The 18,651-nt window shown below is 72.5% G+C and carries 19 protein-coding genes; 2 read left to right on the forward strand and 17 right to left on the reverse strand.

Annotated elements, in window-relative coordinates:
* Positions 1–9 precede the first annotated feature (9 nt).
* The 8 genes from AB0G10_RS22090 to AB0G10_RS22125 form a co-directional block, all read right to left on the reverse strand.
* Positions 10–909 (reverse strand): type II secretion system F family protein, encoded by a 900-nt coding sequence (locus tag AB0G10_RS22090; RefSeq protein ID WP_360924555.1) that lies wholly within the window; start codon positions 907–909, stop codon positions 10–12.
* Positions 910–912: 3 nt separating this feature from the next.
* Positions 913–1,875 carry a type II secretion system F family protein gene (locus AB0G10_RS22095; RefSeq protein ID WP_360924558.1) on the reverse strand — a complete coding sequence of 321 codons (963 nt, stop codon included), beginning with the start codon at positions 1,873–1,875 and terminating at the stop codon, positions 913–915.
* The gene (locus tag AB0G10_RS22100) at positions 1,872–3,239 is read right to left on the reverse strand and encodes a CpaF family protein (protein ID WP_360924561.1); all 1,368 of its coding nucleotides are present in this window, start codon (positions 3,237–3,239) and stop codon (positions 1,872–1,874) included. Before AB0G10_RS22100 ends, AB0G10_RS22095 begins: the two co-directional genes overlap by 4 nt.
* Positions 3,236–4,411, reverse strand: a complete 1,176-nt coding sequence (locus AB0G10_RS22105) for a P-loop NTPase (RefSeq protein ID WP_360924564.1) — start codon at positions 4,409–4,411, stop codon at positions 3,236–3,238. Before AB0G10_RS22105 ends, AB0G10_RS22100 begins: the two co-directional genes overlap by 4 nt.
* Positions 4,408–5,250 (reverse strand): RcpC/CpaB family pilus assembly protein, encoded by an 843-nt coding sequence (locus AB0G10_RS22110; protein WP_360924566.1) that lies wholly within the window; start codon positions 5,248–5,250, stop codon positions 4,408–4,410. Before AB0G10_RS22110 ends, AB0G10_RS22105 begins: the two co-directional genes overlap by 4 nt.
* A 71-nt stretch (positions 5,251–5,321) precedes the next feature.
* Positions 5,322–5,783: a TadE/TadG family type IV pilus assembly protein gene (locus tag AB0G10_RS22115; RefSeq protein WP_360924569.1), complete on the reverse strand. Its 462-nt coding sequence runs from the start codon at positions 5,781–5,783 to the stop codon at positions 5,322–5,324.
* A 22-nt stretch (positions 5,784–5,805) separates the two neighbouring features.
* Entirely contained in the window at positions 5,806–5,985 is a 180-nt protein-coding gene (locus AB0G10_RS22120) for a Flp family type IVb pilin (protein WP_360924572.1), read from the reverse strand.
* Between the two features lie 113 nt (positions 5,986–6,098).
* Entirely contained in the window at positions 6,099–6,509 is a 411-nt protein-coding gene (locus AB0G10_RS22125; protein ID WP_360924575.1) for a response regulator, read from the reverse strand.
* Positions 6,510–6,749: 240 nt separating this feature from the next.
* On the opposite strand from AB0G10_RS22125, the gene AB0G10_RS22130 reads away from it, so the two are divergent.
* Both AB0G10_RS22130 and AB0G10_RS22135 read left to right on the forward strand, forming a co-directional pair.
* A complete protein-coding gene (locus AB0G10_RS22130; protein ID WP_360924578.1) occupies positions 6,750–7,697 on the forward strand; it encodes an NmrA/HSCARG family protein in 948 nt (315 codons plus the stop codon).
* Between the two features lie 112 nt (positions 7,698–7,809).
* Entirely contained in the window at positions 7,810–8,358 is a 549-nt protein-coding gene (locus AB0G10_RS22135; protein ID WP_360924581.1) for a GNAT family N-acetyltransferase, read from the forward strand.
* A 6-nt stretch (positions 8,359–8,364) separates the two neighbouring features.
* On the opposite strand, the gene AB0G10_RS22140 is transcribed toward AB0G10_RS22135, so the two are convergent.
* The 9 genes from AB0G10_RS22140 to AB0G10_RS22180 form a co-directional block, all read right to left on the reverse strand.
* Positions 8,365–9,669 (reverse strand): DUF4832 domain-containing protein, encoded by a 1,305-nt coding sequence (locus AB0G10_RS22140; protein WP_360924584.1) that lies wholly within the window; start codon positions 9,667–9,669, stop codon positions 8,365–8,367.
* A gap of 14 nt (positions 9,670–9,683) precedes the next feature.
* Positions 9,684–12,179, reverse strand: a complete 2,496-nt coding sequence (locus AB0G10_RS22145) for an HAD-IC family P-type ATPase (RefSeq protein WP_360924587.1) — start codon at positions 12,177–12,179, stop codon at positions 9,684–9,686.
* 144 nt (positions 12,180–12,323) lie between these two features.
* Positions 12,324–13,427, reverse strand: a complete 1,104-nt coding sequence (locus AB0G10_RS22150) for a glycosyltransferase (RefSeq protein WP_360924590.1) — start codon at positions 13,425–13,427, stop codon at positions 12,324–12,326.
* Entirely contained in the window at positions 13,417–14,355 is a 939-nt protein-coding gene (locus AB0G10_RS22155) for a glycosyltransferase family 2 protein (RefSeq protein ID WP_360924593.1), read from the reverse strand. Before AB0G10_RS22155 ends, AB0G10_RS22150 begins: the two co-directional genes overlap by 11 nt.
* Positions 14,356–14,442: 87 nt before the next feature.
* Positions 14,443–15,834 (reverse strand): hypothetical protein, encoded by a 1,392-nt coding sequence (locus AB0G10_RS22160; RefSeq protein WP_360924596.1) that lies wholly within the window; start codon positions 15,832–15,834, stop codon positions 14,443–14,445.
* Positions 15,835–15,857: 23 nt separating this feature from the next.
* On the reverse strand, positions 15,858–16,691 hold the full coding sequence (locus AB0G10_RS22165) for a hypothetical protein (RefSeq protein WP_360924599.1): 834 nt from the start codon (positions 16,689–16,691) through the stop codon (positions 15,858–15,860).
* Between the two features lie 50 nt (positions 16,692–16,741).
* The gene (locus AB0G10_RS22170; RefSeq protein ID WP_360924602.1) at positions 16,742–17,050 is read right to left on the reverse strand and encodes a DUF3349 domain-containing protein; all 309 of its coding nucleotides are present in this window, start codon (positions 17,048–17,050) and stop codon (positions 16,742–16,744) included.
* Positions 17,051–17,088: 38 nt separating this feature from the next.
* Positions 17,089–17,352: a hypothetical protein gene (locus AB0G10_RS22175; RefSeq protein ID WP_360924604.1), complete on the reverse strand. Its 264-nt coding sequence runs from the start codon at positions 17,350–17,352 to the stop codon at positions 17,089–17,091.
* Between the two features lie 10 nt (positions 17,353–17,362).
* The gene (locus AB0G10_RS22180; RefSeq protein ID WP_360924607.1) at positions 17,363–18,577 is read right to left on the reverse strand and encodes an inorganic phosphate transporter; all 1,215 of its coding nucleotides are present in this window, start codon (positions 18,575–18,577) and stop codon (positions 17,363–17,365) included.
* Between the last annotated feature and the right edge of the window lie 74 nt (positions 18,578–18,651).

Genomic DNA, 18,651 nt, shown 5'->3' on the forward strand with positions numbered 1-18,651 from the left:
GGAAGAACCTCAGCCGAAGGCGCCGGCCAGCTCCAGCACGGCCGGCCCGATGATGATCACGAAGATCGCCGGGAACATGCAGAACAGCACCGGGAACAGCAGCTTCACCGGGATCTTCTGCGCCTGCTCCTCGGCCCGCTGACGGCGGCGTACCCGCTGGTCCGCGGCGTGCTCGCGGAGGATCGGCGCGACCGAGATGCCCAGGTCACCGGCCTGCACCAGGGCGGTCACGAGGCGTTTCAGGTCCCGTACCGTGGTCCGGCCGGAGAGCGAGCGCAGCGCCTCGGCCCGGGAGACGCCGAGCCGCATCTCCTGGAGCACCCGGCGCATCTCGTCGGCCATCGGCCCGCGCATGGTGCGCGCCACCTGATCCATCGCCGAGTCCAGGCCGAGGCCCGCCTCGACGCCGATGACCAGGGCGTCCATCACGTCCGGCAGGTTGCGCTGCATCACCTCCTGCCGCTTCACCCCGGCGTTGTCCACCAGGATCTGCGGCAGCAGGCAGCCGAGGACGAACCCGGCGATCGCGCCGGCGATCGCGCCCGGGTCGCCCTTCCAGGTGTCGCCGAGCGCCCACAGGAACCAGGTGAGGCCGGCGGCGGTGAGCGGCCGCATCCGGATCACCTTGGCGATCGGCCAGTCCGGCGGGTTGCCGGCCCGGTCCAGGCCCCGGGTCAGGCGGTCCCGGTCGCCGGGCGGGCCGAGCAGCGAGCCGATCCGGAACAGGATCCGGCCGGCCGCCGACTCGGTCCGTACCTCCTGCTCGTCCTTCTCCTGCGTGCGCCCGCCGCCGTACGCGGCGAGGACCCGCATCATCCGCTCGCGGCGCGGCGCCGGCAGCAGCACCGCGGTGGCGGCCAGCGCGATCGCGGCGAGCAGGGCCGCCAGCGCGATGATCAGGGCGGCCACGGCTCAGACCTCCACCCGGACGACCACGCGGAGCCAGAGCGCGCCGAGCACCACGCCGGTCACGGCGACGCCCAGCATGACGATCCCGGCTGTCTCGGTGACCAGCGGCTTCAGGTAGTCCGGCTCGGTGAAGTAGATGGCGGCCGCGGAGACGACCGGCATGGCGGTCAGCACGTACGCCGACACCCGCCCCTCGCCGGAGAGCGCCCGCACGTGGCGCTGCAGGTACGCCCGTTCGCGCATGGTGTCGGAGGTGGTCTGCATGACGTCGACGAGGCTGCCGCCCACCTCCTTCTGCAGGCGCAGCGCCATGACCAGCCAGACCATCTCGGAGCTGTTCATCCGCTCGCCGATGCGTTCGAGGGCGTCCTCGAACTCGCCGCTGATCCGGGTCTCGGCGAGGGCCCGGCGCAGCTCGACGGCGACCGGCCCCTCGTCGTCGCGGACCGCCGCCTCGACCGACTGGTGCAGGGTGAAACCGGAGCGCAGCGAGCTGATCATGAGGCTCAGCGCGCCGGGCAGCTCGTCGGCGAACGTCTTCTCGCGCCGCTTGATCCAGAAGAGCAGCGCGCCGTTCGCGCCGAAGAAGCCGAGCGCCACGGCGATCAGCAGGACCAGCGTCGACCCGGTCAGGACGAGGGCGAGGACGCCGAGGAGCGCGCCGGCCGCGAGCCGGATCGCCATCCACTCGGTGGGCTTGAGCGCGCCGCCGATCCGGTCCAGCAGCGGGGCGTCCCGCTCGGCGAACCGGGTCATCGCCGGGTAGCGCAGCAGGTACTTCCCGGCCGCCGTGAGCGTCCGGCGCAGCAGCGGGACCTGCTCCTGCTCGCGGTGCACCGTGAAGGTCTTCAGCGCGGCGAGGCGCCGCTGCATCGGCGTGCGGCCGAAGAAGACGTCGATGAGCAGGTACGCCACCACGAACGCGGCGGTGACCGCGCCCAGGATCCCGACGACGATCGGGTTCACCGCCGGCGACCCGCGAACATGGTGGGCGGCAGCGTCACGCCGTACATGGCGAGCGTGTCGGTGAAGTGCGGCCGGACGCCCGTGGGCCGCAGGCCGCCGGTGCTCCCCGGCGTGTCGGCGCCGGCGTTGGGGTCGTACAGAAAAATGTCCTGAAGGGTGACCACCTCGCCCTCCATGCCCACCACCTCGGTGATGTGAGTGATCTTGCGGGTGCCGTCCTTGAACCGGCTGACCTGCAAAATCATGTCGACCGCGGACGCGATCTGGTCGCGGATCGCGCGGCTCGGCAGCTCCATGCCGGCCATCAGCACCATGGTCTCGAGGCGGGAGAGCGCGTCCCGCGGCGTGTTGGCGTGCAGCGTCGTGAGCGAGCCGTCGTGGCCGGTGTTCATGGCCTGGAGCATGTCGAGGGCGGCGCTGTCCCGGACCTCGCCGACCACGATCCGGTCGGGGCGCATCCGCAGCGCGTTGCGGACCAGGTCGCGGGTGGTGATCGTGCCGCGGCCCTCGGAGTTCGGCGGGCGGGACTCCAGGCGCACCACGTGCTCCTGGTCGAGCTGCAGCTCGGCGGCGTCCTCGATGGTGACGATGCGCTCGTCGGACGGCACGAAGCCGGAGAGGATGTTGAGGATCGTGGTCTTGCCGGAGCCGGTGCCGCCGCTCACCACGATGTTGCGGCGCCCGCGCACGGCGGCGTCCAGGAACTCGGCGGCCTGCCGGGTCAGCGTGCCGTACTGCAGCAGGTCGCCCACGGTCAGCGGCACCGCGGAGAACTTGCGGATGGTCAGCGACGAGCCGTCCAGGGCGATCGGCGGCACGATGGCGTTGACCCGGCTGCCGTCGGGCAGGCGGGCGTCGACCATCGGGCTCGCCTCGTCGACCCGCCGGCCGACCCGGGAGCAGATCCGGTCGATGATCCGGCGCAGGTGGCCCTCGTCGTCGAACTCGGCCGGGGCGCGCTCGAGCCGGCCGAACCGCTCCACGTAGATCAGCTGCGGGCCGTTCACCATGACCTCGGTGACCGACTGGTCGCGCAGCAGCGACTCGATCGGCCCGTGCCCGAGGACCTCGTCGACCACCTCGCGGATGATCCGGGCCCGGTCGTTGCCGGAGAGTGGGGTCTCCTCGCGGGCCAGCATGTCGTTGAGGGCCTCGCGCACCCGGGCGTCCAGGTCGTCGCCCCCGTCGCTGCCGTAGAGGGTGGGCCCGAGCTCGTCGGCGAGCCTGCGCTGCAACCGCAGCCGGACCTCGTTCACCTGGTCGGTGGGGCGCGGCGCCCGGGCCTCGGCCGTCCCGGCGGGCGCGTCCCTGCTCGGTGCGGTGGCCCGGCCCTGTGCGGCGGCGAGGCGTGCGGAGAGACTCATCGGCCTGCCTTCCTCCTGCCGAAGAATCGGCGCTGCCGGGCCGGCGCGGTCTCCACGCCGGCGATCCGGTCGGCGAGCTCCCGGATGGCCCGGCTGACCGGGTGCACCGCGTCGGTCGCGGTGAGCGGCTCGCCCTGGTTGACCGAGAGCGGCACGTCCCGGCTGGACGGCACCTGCACCGCGAACCCCATGCCGACCGCCTCCTCGACGTCGGCCGGGGTGAGGCCGACGAGCGTGTTGGCCCGGTTGAAGACCAGCAGCCGGCGGTCCTTCGGGTAGTTCAGCAGGTCGAACATCTCGCCGGTGAGCCGGACCGACTTGAGGGTCGGCAGCTCGGGCGTGACGATCGGGACGTACCAGTCGGACATGTCGAGGGCGGCCAGCACCTGGTCGGTCACGACGGCCGGGGTGTCGACCACGATGAAGTCGTAGAGCGGCCGGGCCACGTCCAGCAGCTCGACGATGAGCTCGCGGCGCACCTGCTCGCCCTCGGCGGGACTGGCCGGCGCGAGCAGCGCGTCGAGGCCGGGGCGGGCGCTCGTGACGATCGAGCGCAGGCCCTGCTCGTCGAGGCGGCCGGCCATCGTGACCCCGTCCGCGATGCTGCGGTCCGGGGCCAGCTTCATCATGATCGCGACGTCGCCGAACTGAAGATCAAGATCCATGATGAGTACGCGGCGCCCGCCGCCCGCGAGGGCCACGGCCAGGTTGACCGCCACCACGCTCCGGCCACATCCGCCCTTGCCCGCGAAGACCGTGATGACCCGGGCGTACGGGGCCGCGTCGCTCGCGCTGCGCATCGTGGTGCTCAGCGCCTTGGACAGGTCGATCGAGCGGACCGTGGCGTCCCGCAGGCCCTGCTGGTCCCGCTCCTCGACGATCTCGCGGACCCCGGAGCGCAGGCACTGCATGACGATGTCCGGCTCCACCGTGTGCCGGATCAGCACCACGCCGATGAGCGGGCGCTGCAGGCGCTGGTACGCCGTGAACATCAGCGCCTCGCCGAGGTCGACGGTCGCGCCGAGGATGACCAGGATCGTCTCCGGGTAGCGCGGCAGGTGCACCTCGAGCTCGGCCATGCTGGTCAGCACCGTGCAGCCGACCTCGCGGAACTGCGGCCCGATGACCTCGCGGCGGTCCGCGTCCGGCTCGACGTAGACGTAGAGGCTCACTGGAACAGCTCCCGCGAGCTGATCGCCTCGCCGATCGTCGGGGTCGCCTTCGGCCCCAGGATCGCCAGGTAGAGCCGGCACTGCTGGGTGGCGTGGACCAGCCGCTGGGCGTCCTCGGCGTCGACCGACAGCGTGGCGACGTAGCGCTGCAGCGACGCGGAGGCCGGCGCGGTGTCGTACCTGCTGCTCGGCGACGGGGAGGGCGAGGCGGCCGCCGAGGCGCCGGCGTCGGCCGGGACGGTCACCGACGGGGCGGGCGCCGGGGTGGTCGGGGACGGCGCCTCGCCGATCGCGATCACCTGGGCGTTCGGCAGCAGCAGGCGGGTCAGCTCGTCCTGCGTGCCGTCGAGCTCGCCACCCGAGATCTCGAGCGTGCAGGAGGCGTAGACGGCGACCCGGTCGCCTGGCTCGACGTCGCCGGCGACCTGCGGCGCGACGGTGAGGGCGACGCTCACGGCGAGCCGGCCCTTCGGCACCGTCATCCGGCGCGACGGCGACGGACCGGCCTTCGGCACCGGCTGGAACAGCGGGCGCATCAGCAGCTGACTCGGCTCGAGCGGGGCGGCGAGGCGGAGCTCGTCGAGATCGGGGTCCCAGACGGTGAGGGCGCCGTCCGGCACGGTCTTCGCGGGCACCAGCATGCGCTCGGTGAGGCCCCGTTCCCGGATGGCCGAGCCGAGCGTGTCCACGGGGATGCGCTGCTTCGCGACGAGAACCCAGATCCCCTGGTTGCCGCTGAGCGCGCGACGGTCGGCCGAGCGCGCGTACGACAGGATCGCGGTCCCGCTGATTCCGGCCAGCAGCAGTGCGGCGAGCAGGATGAGGATGCGCCGTCGCATATCTCCACCTTCTCAGGTGGAGGTCATTCGTCGCGGGAGATCACGAAACCGCCTCGGATACCGCAGACGATTCATCCCACGCAGGCCATCACGCCGGTGGCCTTGAGCGTGACCGGGGCGATGGTCTTGCCGCTCAACCGCTTGATCATGCTGGTGATCGGGGTGACGGGCTGGAAGGCGCGGTTGACGGTCACCACGGCGTCGCTGCCGGCGACCGAGCCGGCGGTGCAGAGGGTCGGACCGGTGGGGTAGGTCAGCGTGACCCCGGACCCCACGATGCTCTGCACCTTGTTCTTCACGTCGGCGGCGGTGCCGTTCAGCGCGCCGAGGCGGGCGCCTTCCCGGGCCGCCTCGGTCATCTGGATCTGCTGCTGGAGCATCCGGCCCATGTCGATGATCGCGAAGAGCACCAGCAGCAGGACGGGCAGGATGATGGCGAACTCGATCGCGACGGCACCCTGATCCCTCCGGGCCGGTCGCCCGCGGTGGCGAGCCGGCCCGGGGCGGGTCGTCCTGCGATCGTGCGCGAACATCGGTGTTCGCCGTCGCCTTTCGTCAGATGGCGGCCATCAGGGTGGTGATCAGGGCCTCGATGTCCTTGCGGAGGTTGGTGACCGCCAGGATCAGGCCGCCGGCGATGAGGGCCGCGAGGAGCGAGTACTCGACCGCGGTGGCGCCCTCGTCGGACTTGAAGGAGGCGCGCAGGTACGAGACGAGAACGTTGAAGAACTCCACAGTCAAACCCCTAAGTTCCGGCGGCCGCCCGGCTTGGCGGCCTTACGCGAGACTTATCGGGCGGCGCGGCGGGGCTCTGGAGTCCCGTTCGGTTGCGCGCGGTTGCAGATCGGCTATCGATTCGACGTCGCGGAGCCCTGCGCCAGCACGTTGCGCAGCATCGCGGCCAGGATGTCCGCGGTGTACGGCTTCGTGATGAACGGCGAACCCGCCTTGATCAGGCCCTTCTTCACGGCGGTCGCCTCCGGGAGCCCGGACACGTAGACCACCTTCATGGTGGGCCGCACCGCCGCGGCCGAGCGCGACAGCTCACCGCCGGACACGCCGGGCAGGCCGAGGTCGGTCAGCAGCACGTCGATCGGGCCGTCGTGCACCCGGCACTTCATCAGCGCGCTCACCGGGTCCTGCGCGGAGATCACCGAGAAGCCGCGTAACTCCAGCATCTGGGTGGTCACCTCCCGCAGGTCCTCGTCGTCCTCGACCAGGAGGACGACCGGACCGGTTCGTTCCGTCGGCTGCCACATCGGTCCTCCCGGCACCCTCTTCAGAAACGGACTCACCGACAAACCTATAGAGCGGTCCGCGCCGCTGTTCCGGAATGCGGAAAACGCCGGGCCCGAGTGTCCCGCGCAAGACATTTCGTGACGATTCGATGTCGGTCCGCCGGTTCCGGCCACCGTGACCGGCGTCTCATTACATCGGGAATTATCGATGTCATGTCCCGGTTGCAGCGGCCACAGGAACGATCACGAAGGGTGCGGGACATGGACGAGAAGAAGGTCATCGCGGTCGTCGGCGCCACCGGTGCGCAGGGCAGTGGTCTGGTCCGGGCGATCCTGGCCGACCCGGACGGCGGCTACGCGGTGCGGGCGCTGACCCGGGATACCACCTCGCCCCGCGCGCAGGAGCTGGTCAAGCTCGGCGCCGAGGTGGTGCAGGCCGACAACTACGACGAGGAGAGCCTGGTCCGGGCGTTCGCCGGGGCGTACGGCGCGTACCTCGTCACGAACTTCTGGGCGCACATGTCGGCCGAGAAGGAGCTCGAGGAGGCGACCAACCTCGCGAACGCCGCCCGCCGGGCCGGCCTGCGGCACGTGGTCTGGTCCACCCTCGAGGACACCCGGGACCACATCCCGGTGACCGACGACCGGATGCCGACGCTGCAGGAGAAGTACAAGGTCCCGCACTTCGACGCGAAGGCCGAGGCGGACGAGCTGTTCCGGGCCGCGGGCGTGCCCACCACGTTCCTGCGGACCACCTTCTACTGGGAGAACCTCGCGACCGGCTGGGGCGCCACCCGGGACGCCGAGGGCGTGCTGACGCTGAGCCTGCCGATGGGGGAGAGCAGGCTGGCCGGCATCGCGGTCGAGGACATCGGCAAGACCGCGTACGGGATCTTCAAGGCCGGCGCCGGCTATGCCGGCCGGACCGTGCACATCGCCGGCGAGCACCTGACCGGCGAGGAGATCGCGGCGGGCCTGAGCCGGGCCGTGGGCGAGCCGGTCGTCTATCGCCCGCTGACCCACGACGCCTACCGCGGACTCGGCTTCCCGGGCGCCGACGAGGCGGGCAACATGCTGCAGTACTACACCGAGTTCGAGGACTACTTCACCGGCGTCCGTGACCTCGGCGAGGTCCGCCGGCTCAACCCGGAGCTGCAGAACTTCGACCAGTGGCTGGCCCGGAACGCCGAGACCATCCCCACGGAGTAGACGGAGCCGCCGCGCCGATCCCGGTCCACCACAGCCGGGGTCGGCGCGGCAGTACCCGCAAGACTATCCCGGTCGGTGACGGGCGTTGCCGGAGGCGACGTACGGTGTCAGCGTGCTGGACATCGAGATCTCCGTAGCCACCCCGGACGACCGCGACCGGATCGTCGAGACGCTGGTCGCCGCGTTCACCGCCGACCCGGTGCTGCGGCACCTGTTCCCGGACGACACGACGTACCCGGCGCACGCCGCCGCGTTCTTCGGGCACCTCTTCGACAAGCGGGTCCACCGGAACTCGATCCTGACGGCGGGCGGCGGCCGGTCGGTCGCCATCTGGGAGCCGCCCGGCGGCTCCAATGCCGTGGAGATCTCGCTGCCGCCGGTCGAGGCGGCGCGGATGCGGGCGTACGACGACGCGGTGCGCGCGGCGCTGCCCGACGAGCCCTACTGGTACCTCGGCGTCCTCGGCACCCACCCGGACTGGACCGGCCGCCGGTGGGGTCACGCCGTGATGGCGGAGGGCCTGCGCCGGGCCGCCGAGGAGGGGCTGCCCGCGATCCTCGAGACGAGCACGGCCGGCAACGTGGCGATGTACCGCAAGGCCGGCTGGGACGTGATCGCCGAGATCAGCGACCCGCTGCCGATCTGGGTGCTGCGCCACTGACCGGGCTCACCGGGTGACGGTCAGCGTCGCGTTCAGGGCGTTGGCGCCGGTGGCCGCGTCCCAGAGGCCGGTGTTGGCGAGCCTGATCGCGTAGGCCGGGGTGGAGGCGAGCCGGGCCGACGGGTCGGGCAGCGCCAGCGCGAGCCGGTACGCCCCGGCCTGCCTCGGCGCCGTGAACGACACGGTCAGCGTGACCGGCCGGCCCGGGGCCCAGGTGCGCAGGTCGGCCGGGACGGTAACGGTCTGGCGGGCCGAACCGGCGGCGGTCAGGGTCAGCCGGACGGGCCGATTCGCGTACGGTGCGGCGTACCCCTCGTTGATGAGCGTGAGTTTCGCGGTGACCCGGACCGAAGGCCTGGTTGTGGCGGGCAGGACCGCCGAGGTCAGCCGGATGCGGTAGCCGAGGTCGCGGGCCGCCTCGGCGAGACCCTCGTCGCCCCAGGAGCCGAGCACGTCGGTGTTGAACGAGGGGTTCAGATAGGTCCAGTGGTAGGCCGCCATCTCGGCCCTCGCGGTCGGCCAGCCGGATCGCGCCGAGACGTCGCAGGTCTCGCCGCCGACCAGGGTGGCCGCCCCCTGCCGGGCGAGCCAGTCCCGGTCGTCGCCGGTGTAGGTGCCGTAGTCGTCGTCGCCGGCCAGGAAGCAGTCGTTGTGGATGCCGACCCGGGCGTTCGACGGCGCCAGCGTCCGCTTGTACCCCGGGGTCCGCACCTGCACCGGTACGCTCGCCGGGGTCGCCGCGAGCAGCGCGTTCAGCACCTTCCGGCGGTCCTCGGCCCGGGCGAAGTTCTGCGTGTAGTACCACTCGCCCCACCGGCCGATCAGCCCCGCCTGAACCGCGGTGATCACGTCGGCGTTCGCGGCGAGGATCGGGCCGAGCTGCCCGATGTGCTTCAGCACCCGGGCCACCGGCGCGTCGGCGTCGTCCGTGGCGGTGTAGGCGAACCGGACCACCATCTTCACCCCGGCGGCGCGGGCGGTCGCGAAGTCGGCGCGGATCAGGTTCAGGTCGGCCGCCGCGATGGTGTCGGTGCCCCGGTACCTCTCCAGGTAGAAGATGCGGAAGACGAGGGTGCGGGCCTCCCCGGTCCGGGCGGCGACGAGGTCGTCCTTGATCAGCGGCAGGTATCCGTCGCCGCCGGCGTACAGATGGGTCTCGCTGTAGGTGAAGAAGCCCCGCCCCGGGTTGGCGATCTCCTCCGCCGACGCGGTGTAGGCGCGGGCTCTGGTCGCCGGCCCGGTGGCGGCGACGGCGGCCCCCGGGATCAGGATGGCGACGGCCGCGGTCGCGGCGGTGAGGGCCTTGATCATGACCCGCACCATCGTCAGCGGGGCCGGGAGTCTGAGGAAAGCCCCAGCAGGCGGTCGAACAGCTGGTACTTCAGCACGACCGTGAGTGTCGCGTACCAGAGCAGCAGCGCCGGCAGCACGATGACGAAGACCGGCACGGACGGTCCCATCAGGCCGAAGTACTGCCAGAAGACCGGCACGCACAGCACCGCGCTGAACACCAGGCACAGGCCCAGGACCAGCAGGGCGGGCCGCTTGTCCCCGGTCGGCGCCGTCCACGCCGCGAAGACCTTCGACCGCGGGGCCAGGAAGAGGATCAGGCCGAAGGACGCGAAGCAGAAGAACGTGGAGAGGCCGGTCTGCGCCAGGATCGTGCCCGAGGCCGTGGTGAAGTCGGCGTCGATGCCGTAGGTGAGGCCGGTGTAGCGCTCGAAGTCGTCGATGATCTCGTGGGGCGTCCGGTGGCCGGAGCTCAGCCCCTTGACGACCACCTCGTAGAGCACGGTGTAGACGACGGCGCCGAACGTGGCGGTGACGATCGAGGCGGGCAGGACGAAGCGGACGAGATTCCGGAGCATGTCCGGGTCGGGGCGCGTCGGTTTCGCCCAGAACGTCAGGAACACCGTGGGCACGCCGACCGTGAACATCGTCAGGCCGACCTGCGTGGGCGAGTACGGGAATCCGATCCCCAGCATCGTGACGGTCAGGATCACGAGACCCTGGCTGACCACGCGGGCGAGGAAGACGTAGAGCGAGATCCCGATGCCGTTGATGATCCGGCGGCCCTCGAGCTGGGCCGGCGGCAGGGCCGCGAACGAGTCCTCGACCAGCACGATGTCGGCGACGTCCCGGGTCACCGCGCTGCCGCTGCGCATCGCCACCCCGATGTGCGCCTGTTTGAGGGCGCGGGCGTCGTTCACCCCGTCGCCGATCATCGCGACGTACCGGCCCTGCCGGCGCAGCGACCGGACGATCCGCTCCTTGTGCTCCGGCGCCACCCGGCCGAACACGGCGGTCCGCGCCACGACGGCGTCCAGGGCGGCGTCGTCGAGGTCGTCGAGGGCCGCCCCGGGCACCGGCTCCCCGGCCTCGATCCCGGCGCGGCGGGCGATCGCGGCGACGGTGCGCGGGTCGTCGCCGGACAGCACCTTCAGCGCGACGCCCTCCGCCTCGAATCGCCGGACCGTCTCGACCACCTCGTCGCGGAGTTCGTCGGCGAGCGCCACGAGCGCCACCGGCGTGAGCATCGGCAGGTCGGGGCGCAGCCGCTCCTCCTGGGCCCGGGCCAGCAGCAGCACCCGCAGGCCCATCCCGGTCCGCTCGGCGATCTCGGCCTGGGGCAGCGGGGTGCGCAGCCGGTGGGCGAGGGCGTCCGGGGCGCCGAGCACCCAGGTCCCCTCGTCCGCCACGAGCCCGGACCAGCGCAGCGCCGACGAGAACGGCACCTCGTCGCGTACCGTCCAGGCCTCTCCCGGCAGGGCCGCGACCAGCGCCAGGGCGGTCAGGTTCGGGGTGGTCGCGTTGTGGGCGAGACTGCCGAGGGCCGACGCGGCGGCGGCGTACTCGTGCCGGCCCAGCGGGACGATCTCCTCGAGGGTGAGCTGCCCGGTGGTCAGCGTGCCGGTCTTGTCGGTGCAGACGACGTCCACGTTGCTGACCGACTCGACGGCGTTCACCTGCTGCACCAGCGCGCCGTGCCGGGCGATCCGGACCGCCCCGGCCGTGTAGGCGAGCGCGATCAGGAAGAACAGGCCATAGGGTACGAGGCCGGACAGCACCGCGGTGATCTGGACGACCCGCAGCACGCTGAACCCCTCGATCGCGGCCTGCGCGATGATCGCCCCGCTCATCAGCGCCGTCAGCGCCATGACGAGCCGCACGATGAACTCGATCCGCCGCTGCAACGGCGTCTTGTCCGTGGTCGAGCGCCGGGCCTCGGCGGTGAGCCGGCCCGCGTAGCTGTGCGCGCCGACCGCCCGCGCCTGCTGATGCCCGTCCCCGGACACGCACAGGCTCCCGGACCGCAGCTCGTCGCCCGGATGCTTGACGACCGGATCGCTCTCCCCGGTCAGCAGCGACTCGTCCGCCTCCAGCCGCCCGCCGTCGAGCAGCGGCCCGTCCACCACGATCTGATCGCCGGGCCGCACCCGCAGCACGTCCCCGCGCACGACCTGATCGGGCGCGACCTCCCGCTCCTCCCCGTCCCGGACGACCACGACGCCCGCGCGGTCCAGCAGCTGCAGCCGGTCCAGCTTGCGCTTCGCCCGGATCTCCTGAGCCGCGCTGATCACCGCGTTGATCAGCCCCAGCCCGACGCTGATCAGGGCGTCGCTGTACCGCTCCAGCGTCAGCAGCGCCGCGCCGATCACGAACAGGATGAGGTTGAAGAACGAGAAGACGTTGGTCCGCAGGATCTCGCCGTAGCTCCGCGACCCGCCCTTGACCGCGACGTTGCCCTCGCCCCGCCGCCGACGCGCCTCGGCCTCCGCCTCGGTCAGCCCTGCGGCCGGCGCGAGCATGACCTGTTCCATTCGATCGCCCCGGCCCCAAAGGTACATTTCGGGCGACTCGCGCGCGCACTTTTGCGCTCGCTCCGCAGAAGCGCGCCCGGCTGCAGTGTGTTGTCGCGACACGCCGGGTGGGGGAGCGATGGGCTGCAGCCGGCTCGGGTTCGGTCAGCGGTGGGCGACCTCGTCGTAGAGGGACTCGAGCTTCTTCGTCTGGGTGTGCAGGTTGAACTCGGCGAGGGTGTGGCGGTGGCCCTGTGCTCCCAGCCGGTGGCGGAGGGGCGCGTCGTGCAGGAGGCGCTGGATCGCGGCGGCCAGGGCCGGCGGGTCGGATTCGGGGCACAGCAGGCCGGTGGAGGAGTCGACCACGGCCTCCGGGATGCCGCTGTGCCGGGTCGCCACGACCGGGAGGCCGAGGGCGGCCGCCTCCAGGATCGTGGTGGGCAGGCCCTCGGTGTCGCCGTCCGGGGCGGTCTTCGACGGGGCGACCAGCATGCGCGACTCGGTGAGGTGGCGCTGCACGACGGCGGGCGGCTGGCTGCCCAGGAACGTGGCGTCGAGGCGCAGTTCCCCGGCGCGGGCCCGCATCGCCGGTTCCAGGGGGCCGTCGCCGATGAACAGGGCGCGCGGGCGCGGTGAATGCAGGCCGGCCAGCGCGGTGAGCAGGTCGTCGACGCCCTTCTTGGCGACGAAGCGGCCGACGAAGACCACGTCCCAGCGTTTGGCGGCGACGGGCGGGGCCGGGGGGACGGGCACGCCGGTGTAGTGCACGCGGACGCGGGAGGGGTCCGCGCCCCGGGCCACCGCGCGGGAGCGGATGACCTCGGAGACCGCGATGATCAGGGCGGCGCGGCGGAAGACGGCGCGCAGGTTGCGGCGGTAGCGCAGGCCGTGCAGTCCCGGGCTGGCCGGCTGGCGGGTGACGTCGTGACCGTGGGTCGTGACGACGAGGGGGACGCCGAGGCGGGCCGCCGCCCGGCTCACCAGCCAGCCGTCGCCGCCGAAGTGGGCGTGGACCAGGTCCGGCCGTTGCGCGGCGAGCACCCGGTCGAGCCGCGGCGAGCTGCCGGTGAGCCGCAGGCGCAGGAACGCGCGCCGATCGTCGCCGAACGTGATGACGTCGTCGGGGCGGGACAGCGGCGACGGCACCGCCGTGGCGCCGACGTAGACGGGCCGCCACCGGGTCAGCGCGTCACCCTGCCCGCGGACGAACGTCTCGGACCCGGCGATCAGGGCGCTGCGGAAGATGACAACCCGGGGGTCAGGACGCACGCCGGCTCACGACCATGTCGCGGATCCGGTGCCGCAGCGCCGGCGGCAGCGCCCAGATCTGCATGTGGGTGAGGTAGTCGAGGGCGCCCGGCGTCCCGTTGTCCCGGGCCTCGGCGAGCAGTTCCCGGAACCGGCGGCCGTCCCGGCTCGGCGCCGCCATCGAGCTGAGCACGCTGAGGGTGAAGGCCGCGTAGGCGCGGGGCGTGAACAGGTCCCGGTTCGCGCGGAGCCAGGCGAGCTGCTGGTCGTACGGCATCTCGAGGCTGATCCGGTGCCGGTCCTCGTCCTGGTGCCAGAGCACGAGCGGCTCGGACGCGTAGATCAGCTCGACGCCCTCGTGCCGGACCGCCCGCAGGGTCCAGTCGAGCTCCTGCTGGCGGCGCAGGTCCTCGGTGAACGGCACGGCCCGCAGCAGCGCGGCCGGCGCCATGATCGTGGAGGTCTGGATGAACCCGTCGCCGTAGAACAGTCCGCGCCGGACGGTGAAGTACTCGCTCAGCGGCTCACCGGAGGCCGGCAGCCGCCGCGGCATGATCGAGTCGGCCCGCGGCGTCCGGTTGATCAGCCGGCTCGCGACGACCGGGAGGGCGGCGTCCGACGCGTCGGCGAGCTTCAGCTGGGTGGCGACCTTCTCGGGCAGCCATTCGTCGTCGTCGTCGAGGAACGCGACGTACCGTCCCCGGGCCTCCCGCGCGCCGGCGTTGCGGGCGCGCGGCGCGCGGCCCCGCTCGGGGAGCACCACGACCCGCAGCCGGGGATCGCCGATGCCGGCCAGCGCCGACGACGTGGCCGGGTCGGGCCCGTCCACCACCACGATCACCTCGAGCGCGTGGTGGGTCTGGGCCAGCGCCGAGGCGACGGCTCGGGCGGCGAGTTGCGGGCGGTTGCACGTCGGGATGACGACGCTGACATCCAGCTCGGTCGACATGCTGCGGAACGCTATGGGCGGAAGACGAGGGCTGCGGAAACAGCCCTCAACCGCCAGGCGAACGCAATGCCGCGGAAAGATCCGGGCTCAGGACGGCCGGCCGATCCGCTTCAGGGCCCGCTTGCCGGTGCGCAGCGCACCCCGCACGGCCGTGGCGGCCCGGCCCGGAACCGTGCCCTTGAGTACCCCGATGATCCGGTAGGCCCGGGCCAGTTCGCCGTCCCGCGCCGCGAGCCGCTGCTCGTACCAGTCGCCCCGGGCCCGGGCCTCGCCGAGCTCCCGGGCCAGGCGGTCCCGCTCGGCCGCGACCTCCCGGTAGGCCGCCACCCGCACCCGAGCCGGGGAGGAGGAGGGAGCGGCCTCGACGCCCGCCATCGCCTCGATCAGGTCGTCGAGGCCCTCCGGCGCCGCGTCGATGAGGTTCCGCAGCGCCACGGCCGGATCGGCGGCCGCGCCGATGCCGAGATCGCGCAGCCGCCCGTCCCCGTCCACCACCAGGCATTCGGCGTCGACCCCGGCGTGCTCGCCGCCCTGCCACGCCGCGAGCAGCGTCCGCATCGCCGCCAGATCCCGGCTCCGGGTAGCCGCGAGGAGCGCATCGAGCAGATTCCGCCCCTCCGGAACGGTGCCGGCGCCGTCCCGCGTCCAGCCGTGCTCCGCACGTACGAATGAATGCCTTTCTCCTTGATCGGACGTCAGAACGGCGGAGGGCAGCGACACCGCACCACCCCGCGAGGCCACCACGAACCAGCCGGGGGCGAGCTCACCGGCGAGGGCGCTCTTCAGCATGGGTACGAGAACCGGACGCGGATCCGCCAGCACGGGGCCCTCCGGCAGCCCCGCCCGCCGCAGCATCCCCGCGAGCAGGCCGTGCACCGACGGATCGGCCAGCATGGCCGGGCTGATCAGGGCGCGGGGCGCGTCCGGCGACGGGAACGCTGCGTAGTCGCCGAGCACCGGCAGGCCGGCCGCGGCGAGCCGGTCGCGCAGGGCGGCGAGGGTGACCGGGCGGGCCGGGTCGTCGAGGCCGGAGCCCCAGTCGTCGTCGCCCGGCTCGGCGCCCGGGGCGAGGATCCGGTGCAGGCCGGACGGGTTCTCGCAGCCGAGCAGGAGCCGGCCGCCGGGGCGCAGCGTCGCGAGCAGCACGGCGAGGCTGTCGTCCCAGGTCAGGCCGTCGCTCTCGGTAGAGGTGACCCGCTCCAGGCCGGCCAGCGCGATCACCGTGTCGTAGGCCGGCACCGCCGCGAGTTTCTCCAGGCTCCCGCAGCACACCTCGAAGCCGGGCCGGGACGCGTACCGCTCGGCGAGGGCCTCGGCGTCCGGGACGCCGCGGACCAGCACGGTGATCCGGCCGGCCGGTACCGCGTCGATCAGCCCGGGATCGTGCGGCCCCACCACGAGGGTGTGCCCTCGCGCGGCGGTGACCAGATCGCACAGCGCGGTCCCGCGTACCGGAGAAGGGTCTTGCCAATGAGGCATCTCGCCACCGAGCAGAAGCGGAATCACGCGGCGGTCTCCATCGTCGGGGTGGACCAGCGGAACAGGGCGCGCAGCTCGGCCGGGGTGAGCAGTCGATCGGCGCCGAGCTCGTCGACGGCGACGGCGTGGGCGAGCGCCGGATCGACGGTGGTGCCGTGCAGGCCGGCCCACTGCCGGCGGATGCGCGGGCGGCCGCCGAAGAGGTCCCTCTCGTCGCGCAGCCGCATCGGATCGCCGTAGACGGCCGGCTCGCATCCGGCGAGCGCGCCGTAGAGCACCGCGCTGCACAGCCGGTTCGACGCGACCCGCCGGTGCCGCAGCAGCTCACCGAGCTGGCGGTCGAGGAAGCCGGGGTCGAGGTCTTTCCACCAGCCGCCCCGGTAGCCGTGGCAGATCACCCGGAACCCGGCCCGCTCGTAGCGCCGCCGCACCCCGGGCGTCCGGTACTCCTGCCAGTAGAGGCAGACCGTCACCGGGCCGGGCTCGGTGTCCCGGATGCCGGCGATGAGCCGGTCGTGGTCGCCCTGGACGTGCTGGCCCTCCCAGCCGTGGAACGGGTACCAGATGGTCCCCTCGCGCGGCTCGGGGGAGGGCGGCGTCATGGCGAGCAGGTAGGCGAGGGGCGCGCCGGTGACATGCACCCGGCGGCGCCCCATCGACCAGGCCCGGCGGCGGGTGCGCTCGCTCCAGACGAACGACGGGATGCCGGGGACGTACTCGTGGTCGGGAGCGAGGCCGTCCCCGATGTTCCAGCCGTGCTGGAGATACCCGTGGATCCGGGGCGGATCGGAGCCCTCGAAGCCGCAGTAGCGGGCCAGGACGTACGAGTGCCCGTAGTAGTGGTTGGCGTGGTGCACGGCCCATCGAAGCGCGCCGAGGCGTCCGGCGCGCGAACGCGAGACGACACTCAGGCGTCGGGCGGGTCAGCGAGCGGCCAGCCACCGGCCGCCAGGTGCGCGGAGACCCGGACGACGTCCTCCGGCGTGGCCGGCTGGAGGACCGTCGAGCTGACCATCTCCTCGATGTCCTGCGGAGTGATCGGCTCGACGGCCTGGGTGGCCAGCTCCTTCGCGATGCCGCGCACCTCGTCCTCGGTGAGCGTGCGCCGCAGCAGCCCGAGCAGCACCACGTAGTCCCGCCGCGGGACGCCCTCCGGGTATCCGGCGCGCAGCCACTCCACGGCACGGGACAGGAAGTTGGATCGGGATTCGGCCATCTCAGTCCTTGCTGACCAGGGTCGGGTACATGTGCGTCTCAGTCCTTGCTGACCAGGGTCGGGTACACGTGCTCGAAGCTCAGCTCCCGGCCGAAGCCGGTCGCCACGATGAACGTGATACCCAGGGCGACCGCGAGCAGAACGATCGTGAAGGACGCGTAGCCGCCGGCCCGGCCGGCGGTGCCGCCGTGGGCCAGCGACCGGACCCCGAGCGCGAAGATCGCCGGCAGCCCGGCCCCGAGCAGCAGGCCGGCGAGCAGGATCCGCCAGACGGCGTCCAGCGCGAGCGTGAGGTTGTCCACGGCGTCCTCCTCAGTTCCCGGTGCGGGCGGGCTCGGGCGCGGGGGCGCCCTCCCACTCGTCGTTGACGTTGTGGTGGTCGATCGGGGCCCGGCGGGACAGCTGCCACATGACCGCCGCGGCGGCGAGCATCAGCACGAAGACGGTGACCGCCCCGGCCACCCCGCCGACCAGGTCGGCGACGAACCACATGAGCGCGCCGACCAGGCCGGCCGCCGGCAGGGTGATCAGCCAGGCGGTCACCATCCGGCCCGCGACGGCCCAGCGGACCCGCGCGCCGGGACGGCCGACGCCGCTGCCCAGGATCGAGCCGGTGGCGACCTGGGTGGTGGAGAGCGCGAAGCCGAGGTGGCTGGAGGTGAGGATGACGGTGGCGGCGGCCGACTCGGCCGCGAAGCCCTGCGGCGGGGCGATCTCGACGAGACCCTTGCCGAGCGTACGGATGATCCGCCAGCCGCCCAGATAGGTGCCCAGCGCGATGGCGAGCGCGCAGGAGACCCGTACCCAGAACGGGATGTCCTCGGTGTCCGACCACTCGCCGGCCGCGATCAGCGCGAGGGTGATGACGCCCATGGTCTTCTGGGCGTCGTTGGTGCCGTGCGCGAGCGAGACGAGCGAGGCGCTGCCGATCTGCCCCCAGCGGAACCCGTTGTCGGTGAAGCGCGCCGCCACCCCGACCGTGATCCGGTAGATGAGCCAGGTGCCGACGCCGGCCACGATGCCGGCGATCACCGGCGACATCAGGGCCGGCAGGACCACCTTGCCGAGGACGCCGTCGAGCTTGCTGCCGTCACCGGTCCACTTCACGCCGGCCCAGCCGAGGCCGGCCACGGTGGCGCCGATGATCCCGCCGAAGAGGGCGTGCGAGGAGCTGGACGGCAGGCCGAGCAGCCAGGTGAAGAGGTTCCAGACGATGCCACCGATCACGCCGGCCAGCACGATGATCAGCAGGGCCGTGCCGCCGTCGGCGGTCAACTCGGGTTTGGGGGTGCCGTCGGAGTTCTGGATGTTCACGACGGCGTTGGTGACGGTGAGCGCGACCTCGATGGAGAGGAACGCGCCGACGAGATTGAGCACCGCGGAGAGCAGTACGGCGACCTTCGGCCGCAGGGCCCCGGTGGCGATCGACGTGGCCATCGCGTTCGCAGTGTCGTGGAACCCGTTGGTGAAGTCGAAGCCGAGGGCGGTGATGACCACGAGGGCCAGGATCACGAGTGTCTCGGTCACGTTCCGAGCGTTGCCCCGCCACGAGGCACGAACATCCTCCTGGGAGGAGTGTTATTCAGGCATTCCTATGTAGT

Origin of the sequence: Actinoplanes sp. NPDC023714 (assembly GCF_040639855.1) — a bacterium.
GTDB lineage: Bacteria > Actinomycetota > Actinomycetes > Mycobacteriales > Micromonosporaceae > Actinoplanes.